17 protein-coding genes are annotated in these 20,631 nt (G+C 31.5%); 11 read left to right on the top strand and 6 right to left on the bottom strand.

What is annotated here, in order from left to right:
- Window positions 1–34 precede the first annotated feature (34 nt).
- Together CGC48_RS00450 and CGC48_RS00445 are read left to right on the top strand one after the other, a co-directional pair.
- A complete protein-coding gene (locus CGC48_RS00450; RefSeq protein ID WP_095897334.1) occupies window positions 35–2,077 on the top strand; it encodes a protein-disulfide reductase DsbD family protein in 2,043 nt (680 codons plus the stop codon).
- Between the two features lie 124 nt (window positions 2,078–2,201).
- The gene (locus CGC48_RS00445; protein WP_095897333.1) at window positions 2,202–3,851 is read left to right on the top strand and encodes a S41 family peptidase; all 1,650 of its coding nucleotides are present in this window, start codon (window positions 2,202–2,204) and stop codon (window positions 3,849–3,851) included.
- Window positions 3,852–3,881: 30 nt separating this feature from the next.
- Here CGC48_RS00445 and CGC48_RS00440 read toward each other — a convergent pair whose 3' ends face one another.
- Window positions 3,882–5,078: a heparan-alpha-glucosaminide N-acetyltransferase domain-containing protein gene (locus CGC48_RS00440; RefSeq protein WP_095897332.1), complete on the bottom strand. Its 1,197-nt coding sequence runs from the start codon at window positions 5,076–5,078 to the stop codon at window positions 3,882–3,884.
- A 318-nt stretch (window positions 5,079–5,396) separates the two neighbouring features.
- Between CGC48_RS00440 and fbaA the strand changes: the two genes are divergently transcribed.
- Window positions 5,397–6,464: a class II fructose-bisphosphate aldolase gene (gene fbaA, locus CGC48_RS00435; RefSeq protein WP_095897331.1), complete on the top strand. Its 1,068-nt coding sequence runs from the start codon at window positions 5,397–5,399 to the stop codon at window positions 6,462–6,464.
- A gap of 57 nt (window positions 6,465–6,521) precedes the next feature.
- Here fbaA and CGC48_RS00430 read toward each other — a convergent pair whose 3' ends face one another.
- From CGC48_RS00430 to CGC48_RS00420, 3 genes are read right to left on the bottom strand one after another with little or no spacing between them, the layout of a single operon-like run.
- Window positions 6,522–7,199, bottom strand: coding sequence for a TrmH family RNA methyltransferase (locus tag CGC48_RS00430; protein ID WP_095897330.1), 678 nt, complete (start codon window positions 7,197–7,199; stop codon window positions 6,522–6,524).
- 7 nt (window positions 7,200–7,206) lie between these two features.
- Window positions 7,207–7,764 carry a phosphatase PAP2 family protein gene (locus tag CGC48_RS00425; RefSeq protein WP_095897329.1) on the bottom strand — a complete coding sequence of 186 codons (558 nt, stop codon included), beginning with the start codon at window positions 7,762–7,764 and terminating at the stop codon, window positions 7,207–7,209.
- Window positions 7,765–7,770: 6 nt separating this feature from the next.
- Entirely contained in the window at window positions 7,771–8,001 is a 231-nt protein-coding gene (locus CGC48_RS00420; protein WP_018279119.1) for a hypothetical protein, read from the bottom strand.
- Between the two features lie 161 nt (window positions 8,002–8,162).
- Here CGC48_RS00420 and CGC48_RS00415 point away from each other — a divergent pair, with 161 nt between their 5' ends.
- The 5 genes from CGC48_RS00415 (at window position 8,163) to corA (ending at window position 13,132) form a co-directional block, all read left to right on the top strand.
- Window positions 8,163–9,686: a helicase HerA-like domain-containing protein gene (locus CGC48_RS00415; RefSeq protein ID WP_095897328.1), complete on the top strand. Its 1,524-nt coding sequence runs from the start codon at window positions 8,163–8,165 to the stop codon at window positions 9,684–9,686.
- 29 nt (window positions 9,687–9,715) lie between these two features.
- Window positions 9,716–10,270 (top strand): hypothetical protein, encoded by a 555-nt coding sequence (locus tag CGC48_RS00410; RefSeq protein ID WP_098029711.1) that lies wholly within the window; start codon window positions 9,716–9,718, stop codon window positions 10,268–10,270.
- Between the two features lie 20 nt (window positions 10,271–10,290).
- Window positions 10,291–11,070, top strand: coding sequence for a Rossmann-like and DUF2520 domain-containing protein (locus tag CGC48_RS00405; protein ID WP_041993211.1), 780 nt, complete (start codon window positions 10,291–10,293; stop codon window positions 11,068–11,070).
- Entirely contained in the window at window positions 11,051–11,560 is a 510-nt protein-coding gene (locus tag CGC48_RS00400) for a KdsC family phosphatase (RefSeq protein WP_095897327.1), read from the top strand. Before CGC48_RS00405 ends, CGC48_RS00400 begins: the two co-directional genes overlap by 20 nt.
- Window positions 11,561–12,046: 486 nt before the next feature.
- A complete protein-coding gene (gene corA / locus CGC48_RS00395) occupies window positions 12,047–13,132 on the top strand; it encodes a magnesium/cobalt transporter CorA (RefSeq protein ID WP_095897326.1) in 1,086 nt (361 codons plus the stop codon).
- Window positions 13,133–13,150: 18 nt separating this feature from the next.
- Here the strand turns inward: corA and CGC48_RS00390 are convergent, their stop codons facing one another.
- Window positions 13,151–13,573 (bottom strand): helix-turn-helix domain-containing protein, encoded by a 423-nt coding sequence (locus CGC48_RS00390; RefSeq protein ID WP_095897325.1) that lies wholly within the window; start codon window positions 13,571–13,573, stop codon window positions 13,151–13,153.
- Between the two features lie 125 nt (window positions 13,574–13,698).
- Between CGC48_RS00390 and CGC48_RS00385 the strand changes: the two genes are divergently transcribed.
- The 3 genes from CGC48_RS00385 to CGC48_RS00375 all read left to right on the top strand — a co-directional run bounded on the left by CGC48_RS00385 (window position 13,699) and on the right by CGC48_RS00375 (window position 18,005).
- Window positions 13,699–14,787, top strand: coding sequence for a M14 family zinc carboxypeptidase (locus CGC48_RS00385; RefSeq protein ID WP_198537142.1), 1,089 nt, complete (start codon window positions 13,699–13,701; stop codon window positions 14,785–14,787).
- Between the two features lie 88 nt (window positions 14,788–14,875).
- A complete protein-coding gene (locus tag CGC48_RS00380) occupies window positions 14,876–15,355 on the top strand; it encodes an Lrp/AsnC family transcriptional regulator (protein WP_018279111.1) in 480 nt (159 codons plus the stop codon).
- Window positions 15,356–15,440: 85 nt separating this feature from the next.
- On the top strand, window positions 15,441–18,005 hold the full coding sequence (locus CGC48_RS00375) for a phosphoenolpyruvate carboxylase (protein WP_095897324.1): 2,565 nt from the start codon (window positions 15,441–15,443) through the stop codon (window positions 18,003–18,005).
- A 196-nt stretch (window positions 18,006–18,201) separates the two neighbouring features.
- Here the strand turns inward: CGC48_RS00375 and CGC48_RS00370 are convergent, their stop codons facing one another.
- Window positions 18,202–20,622, bottom strand: coding sequence for a thiamine pyrophosphate-dependent enzyme (locus CGC48_RS00370; RefSeq protein ID WP_095897323.1), 2,421 nt, complete (start codon window positions 20,620–20,622; stop codon window positions 18,202–18,204).
- Between the last annotated feature and the right edge of the window lie 9 nt (window positions 20,623–20,631).

The following is a 20,631-nucleotide window of genomic DNA, read 5'->3' as shown; positions in this document are numbered from 1 at the left end:
TTATCTTTGTCGCTTCACAAATAAAAAATAATGTATGAGAAATATCTTAACTCTTTTATTTTCATTTGTATTTGTAGCATTAAATGCTCAAATATATGACCCTGTGAAGTGGGAAACCAAAGTTGAAAAAGTAAGTGATAATGAGTTTTACTTAGTCTCAACTGCTACAATTCAGAAGGGGTGGAAATTGTATTCGCAGAATATTCCGCCTAATGGTCCTGTTCCTACTACATTTGAGTACAAATCAGGTTCTGATTTTCAGCTTATAGGAAAAACAGAAGAAGAGGGAACTGTTGTTAAGCACGATGCTGTTTTTGATATGGAAATAGGTTTTTTCTATGAAAAAGCGGTTTTTAAACAACGAATAAAAACATCAAAAGAGCTAACAAGCATCACAGGAAGTGTTGAATTTATGGTTTGTGATGACACCAACTGTCTTCCTCCTGATACAGTTGATTTAGAGTTTGTTTTCTCAAGCGCTACTGCTGTAACTTCTTCACAAAATTTAGAACAACAAGCTGGATTAATGAATTCTGAAGAAAATACTCAGGTACAATCAGCAATTCCTACAAGTGTAGAAGAATCAGAATCTGCTAAAAAAGTAGAAACTAAATCTGGTAAAAGTAATACAAATCAAGGAGTTGGAAATAAAGGTTTGTGGAGTATTTTCATTATTTCATTTCTGTCAGGATTTGCTGCATTACTAACGCCTTGTGTTTTCCCAATGATACCTATGACGGTGAGTTATTTCACAAAACAAAGTAAGTCAAAAGCAAAAGGTATCAAGAACGCAGTAATTTATGGTATTTCGATTATTGTAATTTACGTGTTGTTAGGAGTTGTTGTAACGGGAATTTTTGGAGCAGATGCATTGAATGCTTTGGCAAGTAGTGTTTTGTTTAACATTATTTTCTTTATCATTTTAATTTTCTTTGCTGCTTCATTTTTAGGAGCTTTTGATTTGACTTTACCAAGTTCTTGGAGTACAAAGATAGATGCTCAAGCAGATCGTAGTGGGTTTGTTGGTATCTTTTTTATGGCTCTAGCTTTGGCAGTAGTATCCTTTTCTTGTACAGGACCTATCGTAGGGACATTGCTCGTTGAAGCCGCTCAAAAAGGAGGTATAGCACCAATTATAGGAATGTTTGGTTTTTCATTGGCTATTGCATTGCCTTTCGCTCTTTTTGCTGCTTTTCCGGGTTGGTTAAACACGTTACCAAAATCGGGAGGTTGGCTCAATACAGTTAAAGTAGTTTTAGGATTTTTAGAGTTGGCTTTAGCGTTCAAATTCCTTTCAAATGCAGATTTAGCAGTGACAGGTCATTGGTTTGAAAGAGAATTATTTATAGCTGTTTGGATTGCTGTTTTTGGAACCTTGGCCTTGTATTTGTTTGGAAAGATTCGTTTACCACACGATTCGCCAATAGACAAAATTTCGGTAGGAAGACTAAGTTTAGGATTACTATCTCTAACGTTCACAATATATATGATTCCAGGACTTTGGGGAGCTCCTTTAAATTTGATTAGTGCTTTTCCTCCGCCTCAGCATTATAGCGAATCGCCTTATGGAGTAGGTTATAAAAAGGGTGTGACAAGCACTCAAGAAGCTACCCTTCCTGAAGGAGCATATTTCTTTGCTCCTCACGACATTATAACGTTTGATGATTATGATAAGGGACTTGCTTACGCTAAGCAAGTAAACAAACCTGTTTTGATAGATTTTACTGGAAAAACTTGCGTTAATTGTCGAAAAATGGAAGAAAATGTATGGACAGAGCCTCACGTTCTTGAAATTTTGAAAAATGAGGTTATCTTAGTTTCTCTTTATGTAGATGACAAGCGTTTGCTTCCTGAGAATCAAGTTGTTGATTCTCAACTTAAACCAGGTAAAAAATTGAAATATGTCGGACAAAAATGGAGTGAATTCCAAACAATTCGATATAAAGCTAATTCTCAGCCGTTCTACGTTTTAATGAATCACGATGAAACTAATTTAGTAGAACCAGTAGGTTATACACCTGATACTGAGGAATATTATAATTGGTTAAAATCAGGGTTAGAAGCCTTCAAGAAGTAAAACCCTTTGTTAAATATTCAAAAATGCGACTGCTTTTCCTTAATGATGAGCTGTCGTGTTTTTGTTTCTATTATTCTGAATTTATTGTAAAACAGGAGAAAATTAATTTAAACATCATTTTTGAATGAAAGTAAAAACTTACATAGTGCCACTTGTGTTGGGAGGGGTTTTGGCAGTAGGGATTCTCTTGGGGAAATTTCTTTCAGATTTTTACGTACAAAAATTACCTCCTCCCGTTCCTTTGCCAATTACTAATATTGATACTATTACAGAGGAAAGCCCGAGTAAGGCAAAATTAGGTAAACTTATAGACTATATTGAAGATGAATACGTTGATGATATTGATACGGATAGTATTGTAGATATAACTGTAAATGGAATTCTTCACAAGTTAGATCCACATTCTACATATATATCAAAATCAAATATTCAGGAAATTACTGAGAATATGAGTGGTAAGTTTGTTGGTGTGGGAGTTTCTTTTTATATGTATAAAGATTCAATTGCTGTGATAAAGTCCATTGATGGAAGTGATGCTTTTGAAAAAGGTATTTCGCTGGGTGACCGCATTTTAAAATCTGACGAAGACACTCTTTTTGGTAAAGGATTTTCGGCTGATAAAATTAGAACTATCCTCAGAGGGGAAATAAATTCTCAAACAAATTTGACCGTTTATAGGAAAGCAGTAGATAGTCTTTTTACAATTCCCATAACTCGAAAATATATTCCTATAAAAAGCATTGACCGCTATTATAAAATTAATGATAGCTTAGGATATATCCGAATGAATCGTTTTGCTGAGACTACACATCAGGAGTTTACATCAGCATTAAAAGAGCTTGGAGAAATTAATAGCTTAATTTTAGATTTGAGAGATAATACTGGCGGATTTTTTAATGTAGGGATTCAGATTGCTGATGAATTTTTGCAGAAAGATAAAATGATTGTTTTTACTAAAAATAATCGTAAAGAAATTGAAGAAATTTATTCAACTGAGGGAGGTTTATTTGATGATAAATCTGTTTTTGTATTGGTAAATGAGCAAACTGCTTCGGCAAGTGAAATTGTTGCGGGGGCGTTGCAGGATAATGATAGGGGAGTGATTGTCGGTCGTCGTACCTTTGGTAAAGGTTTGGTACAGAGTGAAATGCCCTTGCCTGATGGTTCGGCTGTGCGTTTGACTACAGCTCGTTATTACACACCTACAGGTCGTTCAATTCAAAAACCTTATAACTTCAGAAATAAAAGGAGTACTCAGATAGATAATACAAAAGTAGCTGATTCTTTGAAGTTTATAACTCCCAGAGGTAAGATTGTTTATGGTGGTGGAGGAATTTATCCAGATGTTTACGTACCGATGGATATGAAGCCAGATATGTATATGGTACACGAAATATTGAATTCTGGATTAACAAATTTCTTCTTGTTTGAGTATTTTGATACTCATCCTGAGGAAAATAAAAAGACAGATAAAGAATATTTTGTAAAAAAATATAAAATTTCGAAAGAAATGTTGAATGCTTTTTCAAAGTTTCTCTCGGCACGAAAAATATTCATTGATTTCAGAAGGAATAAAGATGAAATTTCAAAATATTTGAAGGCGAGTTTGGCTGAAATGTGGTATGATGATAATATCGCAGGTATGATTCAGAATCAGGGAGATTTTTATATTGAAAAATGCTTGTATTATTATAAAGGTGGCGAAGCTCCTCCAGAACCAGCTAAAAAGGCTGTAAAAAAGAAAAAAATAAAGAAGCGTAACACCCAAAAATAAAAAGGAATTCTCGAGAATTCCTTTTTTATTTTACGAATTTCTTTTAGAAACAAATATAAAGTCCAATATTCTGTTTTTCAATTTATTGAGAAAAGAGATTGTTAGATAATATCCTTCTATCAAAAAACTTTTACATTCATCTTTTATTATTCTGTATTTATCAACGGCAAAAGGTTTCCACTGATTATATTTAAAAGATAACCAAACGTTTACTAGAATAAAAAGTAAAGCTCCAACTGCTACAACATACGGATTCAAACTATGGTGAAAGTATTGATATAAGCCAAATCCTGTAAAACTTCCGTATAAAATAATGTAATGTATGATGTAGATAGACAAGGTATTTTGCCCGATAGTTCGTATTGTTGAAGACATAATTACATCACGAAGTAACATAAATACTGAAAAAACTAACAGGACATTTCCTAATCGATTAAAAATAGTGTTTTCCGAAATTAGAAAAGCTAATTGTGAGTCCGTCATATTGTAAAGCCAATAGAAAAAAGGTTGAGAACCAAATGATAAAATCAATCCAAATATGATTGAAAAGGTAATTGCATAACTATAAACGTGTTTATTGTCCTTGAATATACTAAACAAAACTCCAATAAAGGCTCCAAAAGCAGCGTATCCAAACCAAGGGAAAATAGTAAATACAGAACCATTTGCTTGTGTAAAATAATTTGCCAAAAAAACTGGTAAAAAATCGTAGTTTTGAACCGAATAGATAGGAAGTAGTAAAAACGACAAAAGAGCAAAACATATCAAAATTAAAGGCATCACATAAGGCTTTTTCTTGTACGAAAATAAATATATTGCAATTAAAAGAAGCAAAGATAGCCCAATACAGTGAAGAACATCAATCATATAGGAATTTGCATATATTTTCCCTTTGAATAAACTCCAAAAATGTATCCTCAGTAGGTAAGCAGTAATAATTAATGTTATTCCTCGTCGAATTCCTTTGATAACTCGTAAATGGTTCCAACCAGTTTTTCCTGCGGTTTTTTCTTTCGCCAGAAGATACATAAAAATAAAACCAGAAACAGTAAAAAAGATAGGGGCTGTTAATCCTCTGAAGAATAACCATATAGAATATATTGGGTACTCAGAAGTTCTATATTCATTTGCTAATAATCCATCTACAAAATGCCCCTGCAACATCATACAAATGGCAAAGGCTCTCATCACATCAATAAAGTAAAGCCTAAAAATAGGGTTTTTCATAAATCTTTATTTTAAGGGGCAAAGGTAGAAAAATTAATCCATTGAGTGGATAATACTGAAGGAATTATTTTAATTTTAACATAATAAAATCGTAGTAAAAGAAACTTTTAAAATTGTATTATTCTTTTTAAAATGTCATTTTTAGTTTTCATAAGAGAAATTTTATTTAAAAAATGGCTTTTATTTTTGTCATCTAACCAAAAAATTGTACTTTTGTTACCAACTTTAGCCCTTTAGATGTAAGGTGCTTAAAATCTTATTTTTAGATTTGTTGTTAAATTTTTTAGATAGTATAATTTTAAATTTTTTATAGTATAAATGGCACACAATATTAAACCAGGCGTAGCTGTTGGAAAACAAGTACAGGAGATTTTTCAGTACGCCAAACAAAAAGGATTTGCTTTACCAGCTGTAAATGTTGTTAGTTCAAACACAATTAATTCCGTAATGGAAACTGCCAAAGAAATGAATGCACCTGTTATCATTCAGTTTTCCAATGGAGGGGCTTGTTTTATGGCAGGAAAAGGACTTTCAAATGAAAATCAACGTGCTGCTATTGCAGGGGCAGTGTCAGGAGCAAAACATGTTCATCAATTAGCTGAACTTTACGGAGTTAGTGTAATTCTTCATACTGACCATTGTGCAAAAAAATTACTTCCTTGGATTGATGGTTTGTTAGATGCATCAGAAAAACATTTTGCTGAAACAGGAAAGCCTTTGTTTAGCTCACATATGATTGACCTTTCAGAAGAGCCACTTAAAGAGAATATCGAAATTTGTAAAAAATATTTGGAAAAAATGAGCAAAATGGGTATGACTCTTGAAATTGAGTTGGGAATCACTGGAGGTGAGGAAGATGGAGTTGATAACACAGATGTTGATTCTTCTAAACTTTATACTCAACCAGAGGAAGTTGCTTATGCGTATGAGGAGTTATTGAAAGTAAGTCCTCAGTTTACCATCGCAGCTGCTTTTGGTAATGTTCACGGAGTTTATAAACCTGGAAATGTGAAACTTACTCCAAAAATTTTGAAAAACTCTCAGGAGTACATATCTAAAAATTATAACGTTCCTGAAAATACAGTAGATTTTGTTTTCCACGGAGGTTCTGGTTCTACTCTTGAGGAAATTCGTGAAGCAATTTCGTATGGTGTTATCAAAATGAATATTGATACCGATTTGCAGTACGCTTTCACAGAAGGAATTCGTGACTATATGAAAGAAAAATCAGCTTATTTGCAATCACAAATTGGAAATCCAGAAGGAGCTGATGTTCCAAACAAAAAATATTATGACCCTCGTGTTTGGTTGAGAGAAGGAGAAAAAACTTTCATCGCTCGACTTAAAAAAGCTTTCGAGGATTTGAACAATGTCAATACTTTATAGTAAGATATTTTTCGGATTAAAATAGATTTTGAAAAAAGAGTAAGAAATAAAAACTTCTTACTCTTTTTCTTTTTCAGAATTGATTTGATAAAAACGTTTCATAACATCATCAATGCTCCGAACAGATTTTTTTGTCCAATCAATTCGGATTGCCATTTTTTCTTCTTCTGTAAGTTGCCAAGAAACATCTGATTTTCTGAGTTTTTCTGTGAGTTGTTGCAAGATGATAGCCGCACAAACTGAGATGTTTAGACTTTCGGTGAAGCCCACCATCGGAATTTTTAAAAATGTATCAGCTTGATTTAATACTAATTCTGATAATCCGTCCTTTTCTGTACCAAAAAAGAAAGCACTTTTCTTTGAAATATCGAAATCAGCTAAGAAATAAGCATCTTTATGAGGTGTTGTTGCCACAATTTGATAACCTTTTTCACGAAGCGTATCCATACAATGTTGTGTATTATCGTATCGGAATGTATCCACCCATTTTTGAGCTCCCATCGCGATTTTGGCATCTAAACGTTTTCCAAAACGTTGCTCAATCAAATGAGCTTGTTGCACACCAAACACATCACAACTTCGGATAACAGCACTCGTATTGTGCATCTGGAAAACATCTTCTACAGCTACCGTAAAATGATTGGTTCGATATTCGAGAATTTCTGAAAATCGTTTTTTTCGCTCTTCTGTAATGAAATTTTCTAAATATGATAGCAAAATATGTTCATCTTTCATTGTAAATTCATTTTTTTAATATTTTTTCAAATGCTATTTTGTAGAAAATATACCCCAATATTCCTCCCAAAACAAATCCTGTAATGACATCTCCTGGGAAGTGAACTCCTAAATAAATTCGACTATATCCTACTAAAAATGACCAAGATAGCAATACAAAAGATAACCATTTTATTCTTTGGTGGAAAAGCAAACTGAAAAACGTAGCCACTGCCATTGAACTTGCTGCGTGTGCCGAAAAATAGCCGTATTTTCCCCCGCAGATTACGTGACGCATTTGTGAAATCAGAGTTTCGTCGTGGCACGGACGCAATCTTTCGAAACCATATTTAAAAAGATTTGCTGACTGGTCAGTTGCAACAATCATTAAAGCCACACAGAGCAAAATCACAAGCGTTTTTCTCCATTTTAAAAATTTCAAACAAAAAAAGAGCAACGAAATATATAGAGGCAACGCAGAAAATTTATGACTTACGAAAAGCCAAAATCCGTCCCAATGCTCTGAACCTAAACTATTAAGATAAAGGAGAAGTTCTTTGTCTTTTTCAATAATGAATTCAAACATAACGAATTACCCTTCGTATCGGTCTATTTCTCGTTCGTAAAACTCATTGGCTTGTTGAATGAGGTTTTCTGCTTCTGTTTCAAGTTCTTTAGTGTCTTCTTCGTCAAATTCTTCCAACCATTCCACCTCATCGGTTTCTAAATTTAGTACAAAACGTGGATATTCCGTATGGATTACGAAAATAGCATCAGGGAAGTCTGTATTATCTCCCAGCAAAAATTTAGGAAAATTACTCATCTGTATTCTTATATTACGTGATTTAACAAATATTTTACGCAAATTTATATGAATAGAACTTAGTAAGCAAATTTTGTCAAAGAAAATTAGATAAATGCAAAAGCTTTCATTTTTTTATTATATCTTTGTTTCCTTGAAATATTAGCATCTAATTTGGAGATATGAGTAAAATAGAATCTTTTAAAGAAACCATAACCAATGGATATATTTGCAAAGGAGATTACATCACTTTAGGTGGAGCTATGTATGAAGGGCAACCTATTGAGAATGTTTTAGTTAATCTTCCTTTGAAAACGCTAAATCGGCACGGACTTATAGCTGGTGCTACAGGTACAGGAAAGACTAAAACGCTGCAAGTAATTGCCGAGAATTTATCTAAAAATGGAGTTCCAGTGCTTTTAATGGATTTAAAAGGTGATTTGAGTGGTTTGGCAGAAATGGGCGAAGAAAAATCATTCATTACAGAACGTCATAAAAAAATAGGCGTTCCTTATGCTCCACAAGGATTTCCAGTGGAGTTGCTTACTATTTCAGAACAAAAAGGAGTAAGAATGAGAGCAACAGTTTCCGAATTTGGCTCTGTACTGCTTTCTCGTATTCTGGATTTGAGCGATGTACAGGAAGGCGTGTTGGCGGTAATCTTCAAATATTGTGATGATAATGGTTATCCTTTGTTGGATTTGAAAGATTTGAAGAAAATATTACAATTTGCTACTGAAGAAGGTAAAGTGGAATTTGAAAAGGAATACGGAGCAATAGCAAAAACTTCAACAAGTGCAATTTTGAGAAAAATTGTTGAATTAGAACATCAAGGAGCAGAATTATTTTTTGGAGAAAGAAGTTTTGAACCTTCTGATTTACTGAGAACAAATAGTAAAGGAGAAGGATATGTAAACATCATTCGCTTAACGGACATTCAAGACCGTCCAAAGATGTTTTCTACCTTTATGTTAAGTCTGTTAGCTGAAATTTATTCTACATTTCCTGAGGAGGGAGACCTACAGAAACCAAAATTAGTTATTTTCATTGATGAGGCTCATTTAATTTTTAATGAAGCGTCCAAAACATTGCTAAATCAGTTAGAAAATATTGTAAAACTCATTCGTTCTAAAGGTGTTGGGCTTATTTTCTGCACACAAAATCCAACAGATATCCCCGAAGCAGTCCTTTCGCAATTAGGAATGAAAGTGCAACACGCTCTTAGAGCTTTTACAGCGAAGGATAGAAAAGCCATCAAACTCACAGCTGAAAACTATCCTGTTTCAGAATTTTATGATACAGCAGAAGTATTGACATCTTTAGGAACGGGAGAGGCTTTTGTGACTGTTTTGAATGAAAAAGGAATACCTACTCCTCTGGTAGCCACAATGTTAAGAGCTCCAATGAGCCGAATGGATATACTATCTGATACTGAAATAAATACTCTTGTAAATCGTTCTGAGTTAGCAAGAAAATACAACGAAGTAATAGATAGAGAGAGTGCCTATGAATTACTCAATAAGAAAATTTATGAAATTCAGAATCAGCAGGTTAAAGAAAAGGAAGAGGAGAAGCAACAAAAACAAACCAAATCGCAAAAAACAACAAAGCAAAGTACAGCTCAAAATCCTATATTGAAGATGGTTACGAGTGCAACTTTTATTCGTGGGGTTTTTGGTGTTTTGAACAAAGTAATGAAAAAATAATGATTTTTTTAAATAAATTAATTATAAAAATGAATAAATACATTGTACTAATACTAATTCTGTTTGCAACCATTGCGTGTAATAAAACAGATAATAAATTCCTGATAACTAAAGATAGTGTTGGAATTTTACATAAAAATACGCCTATTCAAAAATTAGACTCTATCTATGTAAAGGATTCTCTGGTAAACACTACTTTTGAGGGGGAACTTCGTTATGCCAGTATGGAACGCATTATCATTTTTGAAAAAGGTGGGAAAGAACTGATAGAAATTACACCTGCTGTTAATTCTGATAATCAAAAGGTTGTAGAAAGCGTGTTGATTTTGGATTCACGTTTTACAACAGAGAAAGGAATTTCACTATCAAGTACTTATAAAGATGTTAAAGAAAAATATCCTAACTTTGAAATTGAACAAACACTGAAAAGTGTATTGATAACTCCTACAGACGAAAATTTCTATTTTACTTTTGATAAGTCAGCTTTGAAGAGCAATAATTTTGGGCTTTCTTCCGAAATTACAAAAAATGACATAGAGGATACCGCAAAATTATCACGAATTACTATAAATTGGAATTTATAGAAACATTGTAAAATTATCTGATGGAAAGAAAACAAAAATTGTCATTGAGCATAATAGGAGGAGGGAATGTGGCTTTCCATTTGATGAAAGTTTTTTATAATAATGATAAAATTGAGGTGAAGCAACTTTGTAATAGGAGTTACTTCACTTCTCATTTTGAGCAATTTGAAGTTGAAAAAATTACAAATGTTTCATTATTAAAACCTGTTGACATTTGTATAATTGCAGTGAAAGATTCAGCTATTTTTGAGATATCTGAAAGTTTACCTCTTTCAGGAAGTTTGGTAGTTCATACCTCAGGAAATACTGATATTAATGCTTTGAGTCACAAAAATAGAAGAGGAGTTTTTTACCCATTACAATCTTTCTCTAAAGATGTAGCGATTGATTTCCAACAAGTTCCTATATGTATAGAAGCTAATGATTTATCAGATTTGAATGTACTACAAACATTAGCTAGGTCTATCTCAAGTAAAGTTTATAAAATAAATAGTTTTCAAAGAAAAATTTTGCATATTTCTGCAGTAATAATGAATAATTTTACAAATCATTTAATAGGAATCAGTAAGGAAATATGTCAGGAAAATGAAATTCCTTTTGAAATCTTGGCTACTTTACTTACGGAAACTTTTGAGAAAATTCAGAAAATGGAACCCTTTGATGCTCAAACAGGTCCAGCAAGGCGTAATGACCTTCAAACTATTGAAAATCATTTAGCCTTATTAAATGGAAATCGAAAAGAAATTTATAAAACAATAACAAATTCAATATTAGAAACTTATGGAAACAAAAAGCTATAAAGAGTATCTAAAAAATATTACAACTTTTGTATTTGACATAGATGGAGTACTAACAAACGCTCAGGTTTTAGTAACAAACGAAGGAGAATTACTACGAAGTATGAGTGTTAAAGATGGTTTTGTGATGAAATTTGCGTTGGATAAGGGGTATAATATGTGTATTATCACTGGAGGAAATAATCAAGGAGCTAAAAAAAGACTTGAAGATTTAGGAATTAGTGAAATTTTTATGAAAAGACATCAAAAATTAGATACTTTTTTGGAATATCAACAGTCAAAAGGACTAAAAACAGAAGAAATTTTATATATGGGAGATGATATATTGGATATTCCACCAATGAAACATTCTGGATTAGCAACTTGTCCGCAAGACGCAGCTCCGGAAGTAAAGGCGGTAGCAAACTATATTTCTCATTTGAAGGGTGGGGAAGGTTGTGTTCGTGATGTTATTACTCAAGTCTTAAAAGTGCGTGGTGACTGGGAATTTTAAATAAATTATATAAATAGCAGAGATAGTTTTTCCGTTAAAAGGTAAACTCAAATTTTCTTTCATAGGAGAGAAGATTTGAGTTTTTTTAATCTTATAAAGTTCTTATTTAAAATATAAAAAACTGGTAATAAGTATTTTAATTAACCTTATTTCTATAATTACTTTAATTAATGATTACTCCTAAAATTTAGAATCCAAAATGGAGCATATTTACTAATATAAATTATTGAAAACGAGAATTTTAATGTGAAAAAGATTTTGTATTTCATAATTAAATGACAGAATGATATATATTATTAAAATGTTAATAATTTTAAACTTTTAGTTTAAAAAAATACAATCAAATAATTAATAATCAATATTTTACATAATTAATTTAATATATCTTATTGAAGCGTTATTTAGAAAACAATCATAGATTAAAAAATTTCATAGTTTGAAAAATAATTTTTACTTTTGAAATAGATTTTTGAAGTAATTTGAAGAATGAGCAGAAGTATTTCTCAAAAGCGTAAAAAGAAAAAATTGAATCGAATTAATAAGATGGAATTACCTCCAGGGAGCTTATTATATTTTGGTGAAAAAGAAAAGGCAATTGACATTGATGTAATTTCATATAAAGATTCATTTTTTCATTCAGGAAAAGTAAATTCTGTTACGGAAGCTTTATCTTTTATTTCTGCTCAAAATCGTACTTGGATAAATATCAATGGATTAAATAATATTGATGAAATAAAACGAGTAGGAGAGTTTACAAATTTACACAGTTTACTTTTGGAAGATATTCTCGACACAGAGCATCGTCCTAAAAGTGAAATCCTTGATAATAATTTATTGATTATTATCAAAATGATATATTTTGGAAAGGATAAACAGATTATTTCAGAACATCTGGCACTAATTTTAGGTGAAAGATATATTATAAGTTTTCAAGAAGTAGAGGGGCAAGATGTGTTTGCACCATTAAGAAAAAGATTGATAACAAATGTAAATAATATTCGTGAAAAAGATATAGACTATCTTCTTTTTGGGCTTTTAGATGCAGTAATCGATAACTATTTTTTGGTTTTGGATAAAATTGGAAGTAAAATTGAGGATATAGAAGATGAAATTATAAATAATCCTGATGAAAAAATAATTTTGGAAATACAGAGTTTGAAGAAAAACGCAATTTTTCTTCAAAAATCAATTGTTCCAGTTAGAGAAATAACGAGCAAACTAGAAAAAATTCATCATTACTTAATTACAGCTGATACAAAGCATTATTTTCATGATTTACACGATCATACTATTCAAATTGTAGAAACTCTAGGTACATATCGTGATATCCTCTGGGGATTAACAGATACTTATATGGGAGCTATGAGCAACAAAATGAATAACATAATGCGATTACTCACTTTAATATCAACAATATTTATTCCCTTAACATTTATTGTAGGAGTTTATGGTATGAACTTTGATTTTATGCCTGAACTTAGGTATAAATGGTCATACTTTATCGTTTGGGGAATAATGATTTTACTATCTTTCTTGATGATATCATATTTTAAAAGAAAGAAATGGCTTTAAATTACAATTGTAAAAAAATTATTCGTTTTCAAACATTTGAAAACTATTATCATCGTAGAAAAAAATTATTTTTTTTACTTTTTTATCAGGTTTTGGGATACTACTTATGACTTCAATAGGATTATTTAGTTCTTTTTTTTCTGTAACATTTCTTTTTTCGTCAAATAAATTTGTCTGAAATGAATCTTTTCCTGAATTAGGTGAAACAGCCTGAGATATAGGGAATTTTCCTTTTCCTTGTGTAATCCAGTATATATCAACTTCAGGAAATTTAGAAACCAATCGGAGAATAAAATCCAAACTAGGTTTGTTTCTCTCTGAAAGTAAATGAGAAATACTTGAACGTTGAATCTCGAGAGTATCAGCAAAAGCTGAAGCACTTAATCCGTAATAATCCATTACTTTTTGAAGCCTTTTTGTGAAATCAGATGAATTTACCATTGTAAATAGAAATTAAGTAGAAATAATAAAATACAAATGTAAAAAATAAAATTATAAAAATAAAAATTTTATGTGAAAAATTTAATAATGTAACTATAGAGATAAGATTACAAAACTAAACTTTTATGGAATATAATCAATTTAAAGAGGAAAGAATATCAGGTAGATATATTAATTTCAAAATGATTTTACCTATTCTACAAAATTATAATATTCAAAATAAAATAATATTAGGAAAATCAGTTAATGACAAACCTATTTATTTGTATCAGATTGGAAATGGTAATAAGAAAATATTAATGTGGTCTCAAATGCACGGAAATGAATCAACAACAACAAAATCATTATTAGACACATTAAATTATTTTACAAAAGTAAATAATAGTTATTTACAAAAGTTATCTATATTTTTTATACCAATTCTAAATCCTGACGGAGCTGAAGTATATACACGTGTAAATGCTAATAAAGTAGATTTGAATCGTGATGCATTTGAATTATCTCAACCTGAAAGTAAATGTCTTAGAAAAGCATTTGAACTTGTTAAGCCTGATTTTTGTTTTAATTTACACGATCAAAGAACTATTTTCTCGGCAGGAAAGACGAAAAATCCAGCAACAATATCGTTTTTAGCTCCTTTATATAACGAAAATAGAGATATTAATATCGTACGCAGGAAAAGTATGGAAGTCATTTCTGTTATGAATGAAATGTTACAAAAATACATACCTAATCAAATAGGACGTTTTGATGATAGTTTTAATATAAATTGTACTGGAGATTATTTTACAAATGTAAACATATCAACTATTTTGTTTGAAGCAGGACATTACCGGTTAGATTATCTCCGAGAAGAAACCAGAAAGTATGTTTCCTTTGCTATGATTGAAGGACTTAAATATATTGCTGACAATGATGTTTTAGGCAATGAATATGAATCATATTTTGAAATTCCTGAAAATGATAAATTGTTTTTTGATGTACTATTGCGAGATGACTTTTATCAAAATACAATTGATATAGGCATTTTATTTAAAGAAGCTTTAAAAAATAATACAATTTATTTTGAACCCTATATTTCTAAAATTGGAAATTTAAAAAATTACTATGGTCATAAGGAGTATAGATTGTCGGAGATTTTTATAAATAAGATAGATAAAAAAGATATAGAAAAACAATTAGATTTAAAAAAATTCGAACCTAAATTTGTATAAAAATAATTTTTTACAAAAAAAAAATGAATTTATTTTGAATATATTGAAAAAATGATTTACTTTGCATTCGTAATTAATAAATAATACGATGGGAAGATTTAGGTTAGATGAGATTGATCATCAAATTTTGGATATGCTAATAGAAAATACACGTACTCCTTTTACTGATATTGCCAAGAAATTAGATATATCTGCTGGTACGGTTCACGTTCGTGTTCGTAAAATGGAGGAGTCAGGAATTATAAAAGGCTCAACTTTAACCATTGATTATGAAAAACTTGGATATACATTTGTAGCTTATGTAGGAGTTTTTCTTGAAAAAAACCATCAGACTCAATTTGTTTTGGAACGTTTGGCAAATATTCCTTATGTAACTGTTGCTCACATAACTACAGGTAAATATAACATCTTTTGTAAAATTCGAGCAAAAGATACGAAACACGCAAAGGAAATTATTTATATGATTGATGATATTCAGGGAGTTGCTCGTACAGAAAGTATGATTTCTTTGGAGGAAACCATCAATGACAAAAAACGTTTGATGCGAACTGTTTTCAAAGAATTATAATTTTTTAAGATGAAATAGACAATAGTAAAATCCTCTCAAAAAATTTGGGAGGATTTTTTTATGTTTTAAAAATAATCAAATTCGTATGCCGAGAAAAACAAAATTAGAACGATTTAACGAAAATGTATTAAGTAAATACCAAATTTATAATGGTATTTTGATGACGCTTCCTTATGAAGAGGTTTTGGAAACGGGAACGTTGTTGCCTCTTTTTAGTGAAATGTGTAACAAAGGGTATGAGGAGAATTCCTCTCCAGTTGAAATAGTTAATAATTTTTTTAATAAATATTTAGAAAATCCAACTGAAAAACAAAAAAATGATTTATTGTTTCGTTTCATTCAATATATTGAACGTCAGGTAGTTTTATTTGATGCGATAGAAGATGCCAGTTTTGCTATTGTAAACAATTTAGATGGACTTGGTTCCCTCCGAAACGTTCGTGAAAAGGCTGAGTCTCAGGAAAAAACAGAACAGTTAAAAGCATATCTGCGTTATGCAAAAGTGCGTCCTGTACTTACAGCACACCCAACTCAGTTTTATCCAGGAGCGGTTTTAGCAATTATTAATGATTTATCTGAAGCAATCAAAAAAGATGATATATTACTCATTAAGAATCTTTTAGCACAATTGGGAAAGACTCCTTTCTTCAAGAAAGAAAAACCAACACCGTATGATGAAGCTGTAAATTTGATATGGTATTTAGAGAATGTATTTTATCACTCTGTTGGAACAATTTACAAATATATATATCATAACATATTTAAAGACAAACGTATAGATAATGAAATCATTGAACTTGGATTTTGGCCTGGTGGTGATCGTGATGGGAATCCGTTTGTTACAGCAGAAATAACGCGTAAGGTAGCAGAACGCCTCAGAAGGTCTGTTATTCGGAATTACTATAAAGATTTACGCAATATCAAGAGGAGATTAACTTTCCCAGAAGTTGAGCCTCTCATTAGTGAATTGGAAATTAAATTATACAATTTGAGTTTCCTGCAAAAAGATGATTCTATTCTGTTAGATGAATTTATTGAAAAATTGATAAACATTAAACAGATTTTGATAGAAAAATATCAATCATTATTTGTTGAAAAAGTTGATGATTTATTACATAAAATACAAATCTTTGGATTTCATTTCGCAACACTTGACATTCGACAAGATTCACGAGTACATCATTCCGTAATAAAAGATATATCAAGAACTCTGAAAGGGAGAATATTACCTGAAAATTATGGAGAATTATCTGATAAAGAGCAATATGAGTGTTTAATAAATGCAAAAGGAATTCTGAATTCAGCTGATTTTTCTGATGAACTTACCAAACAAACGATTGAAAGCATTTACGCTATAAAAGAAATTCAAAAGTTTAACGGCGAACGTGGAGCAAATCGTTACATTATTAGCAATAATCAAAGTTCATTAAATGTGCTTGAAATACTGACAATGATTCGTTTATGCGATTGGAAAAATCCAAGTATTGATATTATTCCTCTTTTTGAGACTATTAACGATTTGTCTGTTGCTGAACGTGTTATGCAGGAATTATATACGAATTCAACTTATAAAGAACATTTGAAGAATCGTAATAATATACAAATCATTATGTTAGGTTTTTCTGATGGAACAAAAGATGGCGGATATTTAATGGCAAATTGGAGTATCTATCAAGCTAAAGAGCGTTTAACAGAAGTCTCTAGAAATAACGGAGTTAAGGTTATTTTCTTTGACGGAAGGGGAGGACCTCCTGCACGTGGTGGAGGAAAAGCTCATCAATTTTATGCATCTTTAGGCAATACTATTGAGGCTGAACAAATTCAGTTAACAATTCAGGGTCAGACGATTAGCTCTAATTTTGGAACTTTGGAATCTTCTCAATATAACTTGGAGCAGTTACTTAGTGCGGGGATTAACAATAAAGTTTTTAATGATAATAAAAACACATTACTTACAGAAGAAGATAAAAAAGTTATTTCTGAACTAGCTCAAATTAGCTATGAAAGTTATACTAATTTCAAAAATCATCCAATGTTTATTCCTTATTTAGAGCGAGTTAGCACGTTAAAATATTATGCTAAAACAAATATTGGAAGTCGTCCTAGTAAGCGCTCACAATCAGAAGGATTGAATTTCAGTGATTTAAGAGCGATTCCTTTTGTTGGAAGTTGGAGTCAGTTAAAACAAAACGTACCAGGTTTTTACGGAGTGGGAACTGCTTTAAAATATCTTGAAGAAAAAGGAAACTTTGATAAAGCTATTTATTTGTATAAGAACTCATTATTTTTCAGAGCGTTACTTGAAAATAGTATGATGAGTTTGACAAAATCAAATTTTAAATTAACACAATATATGCAAAATGATGCTGAATTTGGAGAATTTTGGACATTAATTTATGAAGAATTTGAGTTGACAAAAAAAATGTTATTGAAACTGACAGGCTATTCAGAGTTGATGGAAAATCATCAAAGCGGAAAAGCATCTATAGAGATTCGTGAAAAAATGGTTTTACCATTATTAACAATTCAACAATATGCATTACAAAAAATTAAAAACGAAACTTTTGATAGTGAATTAGTAAATATTTATGAAAAAATGGTAATGCGTTCGATGTTTGGTAACATTAATGCTAGCCGAAATTCAGCATAAAAATAATTAAAAAATAAAGGAAGATTTAATAAATTAAACTATTAAATCTTTCTTTTATAAAATTTTATTTTTGTATCATAATTTATATTATGTAAAATAGAATTTATAAAATGAACTTCTTTTTCATTGTATAAAAAATAAAACCTCTATAAAGTTACATATAGAGGTTTTGTAAATATAATTTTGATAGACTAATCTATTTCAAAAAGTTTGGGTATTTATTAGGATTTGCCTCGTCCATAATTCCATATACTTTTTCAAAAACATCATCTACACTTGGTTTTGAAAAATAATCCCCATCAGTGCCATATGCGGTTCTGTGATCTTTTGCAGTTAGCGTTTGCGGAGCACTATCCAAATACTGATACGCATTCTGTTCCTCCAGAACTCTTTGTAAAATATAAGCTGAAGCACCTCCCGAAACGTCTTCATCTACAATCAATAAACGATTAGTTTTAGCTACACTTTTTACAACATCGTGATTTAGGTCAAATGGTAAAAGTGATTGAGCATCAATTATTTCTGCACTAATACCAAATTTCTCTAATTCTTCAGCTGCTTGACTTACAATACGTAAGGTTGACCCATAAGAAACTATAGTAATATCTTTTCCTTCTTTTATGGTTTCAACAACTCCAATAGGTGTTTTAAATTCTCCAAGATTTACAGGAAGCTCCTCCTTAAGGCGATATCCATTCAAACATTCAATTACAACTGCAGGTTGATTTCCTTCTAACAAGGTGTTATAAAATCCTGCAGCTTTGGTCATATTACGCGGTGTTAATATATAAACTCCTCTTAATGAGTGCAATAAAACTCCCATTGGTGAGCCTGAGTGCCAAATTCCTTCTAATCGATGCCCACGAGTCCTGATAATCATAGGAGCCATTTGTCTACCAAATGTACGATAATGTAACGAAGCTAAATCATCGCTAAGAGTCTGTAACCCATAAAGTATATAATCCAAATATTGAATTTCAGCAATAGGACGCAATCCTCTCATTGCCATTCCTATTCCCTGCCCCACAATGGTCGCTTCACGAATTCCTACGTCAGCAATACGTAATTCGCCGTATTTTTTCTGTAAGCCTTCTAAACTTTGGTTTACATCGCCAATATTTCCAGTATCTTCACCAAAAATGAGTAGATTAGAATACTTTGCAAATAGAGCATCAAAATTTTCACGCAAAACAATACGAGCATCTACCAAGTTTGAATTTTTGTCATAAACAGGTAGAACTTCCTTTACTGAAACAGGATTACTATCATTTTCAATATATAAATATTTACTATATTTAGGTTGAGTATCAACCGAGTAATTCTGAATCCATTGACGTAAATTTTTGGTGATTGAAGGTTGTTCGTAACGTAAATTTCGAAGTATTTTACGACCCGCACTTACAATATCTTTGCGTATAGGAGCCTTTATGCTAACTAATTCATTTCTAATTGCTTCAATTTCAGCTTTATGATTGGTAGCTTGGTTAATAAGCTCATCAATTACGGAAATGAACTCACTTCTTTCACTTTTTATCGGATTGGTATACGCTTCCCAAGCTCGTTTTCTTCCTCCCGCTACCATTTTTTTAACTTCTTGTTCCATCTGAACAAGTTCTTCTTCTGTAGCAAATTCACTTTTTAAGATCCATTCACGCATTTTACGGTTACAATCGAATTCCTTCTCCCATTCGAGGCGTTCTTTTGTTTTATAGCGTTCGTGCGAACCTGAAGTTGAATGTCCTAAAGGTTGTGTGAGTTCTCTTACGTGAATAAGTACAGGAACGTGCTCAGTACGAGCAATATTTCCAGCTTTTTCAAAAGTCTCAATCAAAGCAGGATAATCCCAACCATTGACAACAAAAATTTCAAGTCCATTATTAGAATTCTTATCGCGTTGAAACCCTTTTAAAATCTCAGATATATTCTCTTTAGTAGTTTGATATTTCGCTGGTACAGAAATTCCGTAATCATCGTCCCATACACACATCACCATTGGTACCTGCATTACCCCTGCCGCATTGATTGTTTCAAAAAAATGCCCCTCACTGGTACTTGCATTACCAATGGTTCCCCAAGCTACTTCATTTCCGTTATCAGAAAAATTATTATTTTGTATACCAGCTACTTCTCTATATATTTTTGAAGCCTGTGCCAATCCAAGTAAACGAGGCATTTGCCCTGCTGTACACGAAATATCGCTACTACTATTTTTCTGTTTTAATAAATTATTCCAATTTCCATTTTCATCTAAACTATGAGTTGAAAAGTGTCCTCCCATCTGCCTTCCAGCACTGGTTGGGTCGGCTTGGATATCAGCGTGAGCATAGAGCCCCGCAAAGAAATTCTCGATGGAAAAAGCCCCTATTGCCATCATAAAGGTTTGGTCTCGGTAGTATCCACTTCGGAAGTCACCATTTTTAAAGGCTCGTGCCATTGCTAACTGAGGTAATTCTTTTCCATCACCAAAAATACCAAATTTAGCTTTTCCCGTGTGAACCTCTATTCTGCCTAAGGCACTACACTCTCTACTGATGAGAGCGGTTTTGTAATCTTCTAAAGCATAGCTCTTTAACGTATTGTTAAGCAAATGCTTGGAGGTTGTATTCTTTTTTGTCATAAATTAAAG

This window comes from Capnocytophaga cynodegmi (assembly GCF_002302475.1).
In the GTDB taxonomy this organism is placed as follows: domain Bacteria; phylum Bacteroidota; class Bacteroidia; order Flavobacteriales; family Flavobacteriaceae; genus Capnocytophaga; species Capnocytophaga cynodegmi.
Note: the sequence above shows the minus strand (reverse complement) of the source record. Positions and strands in the feature narration are given on the sequence as shown.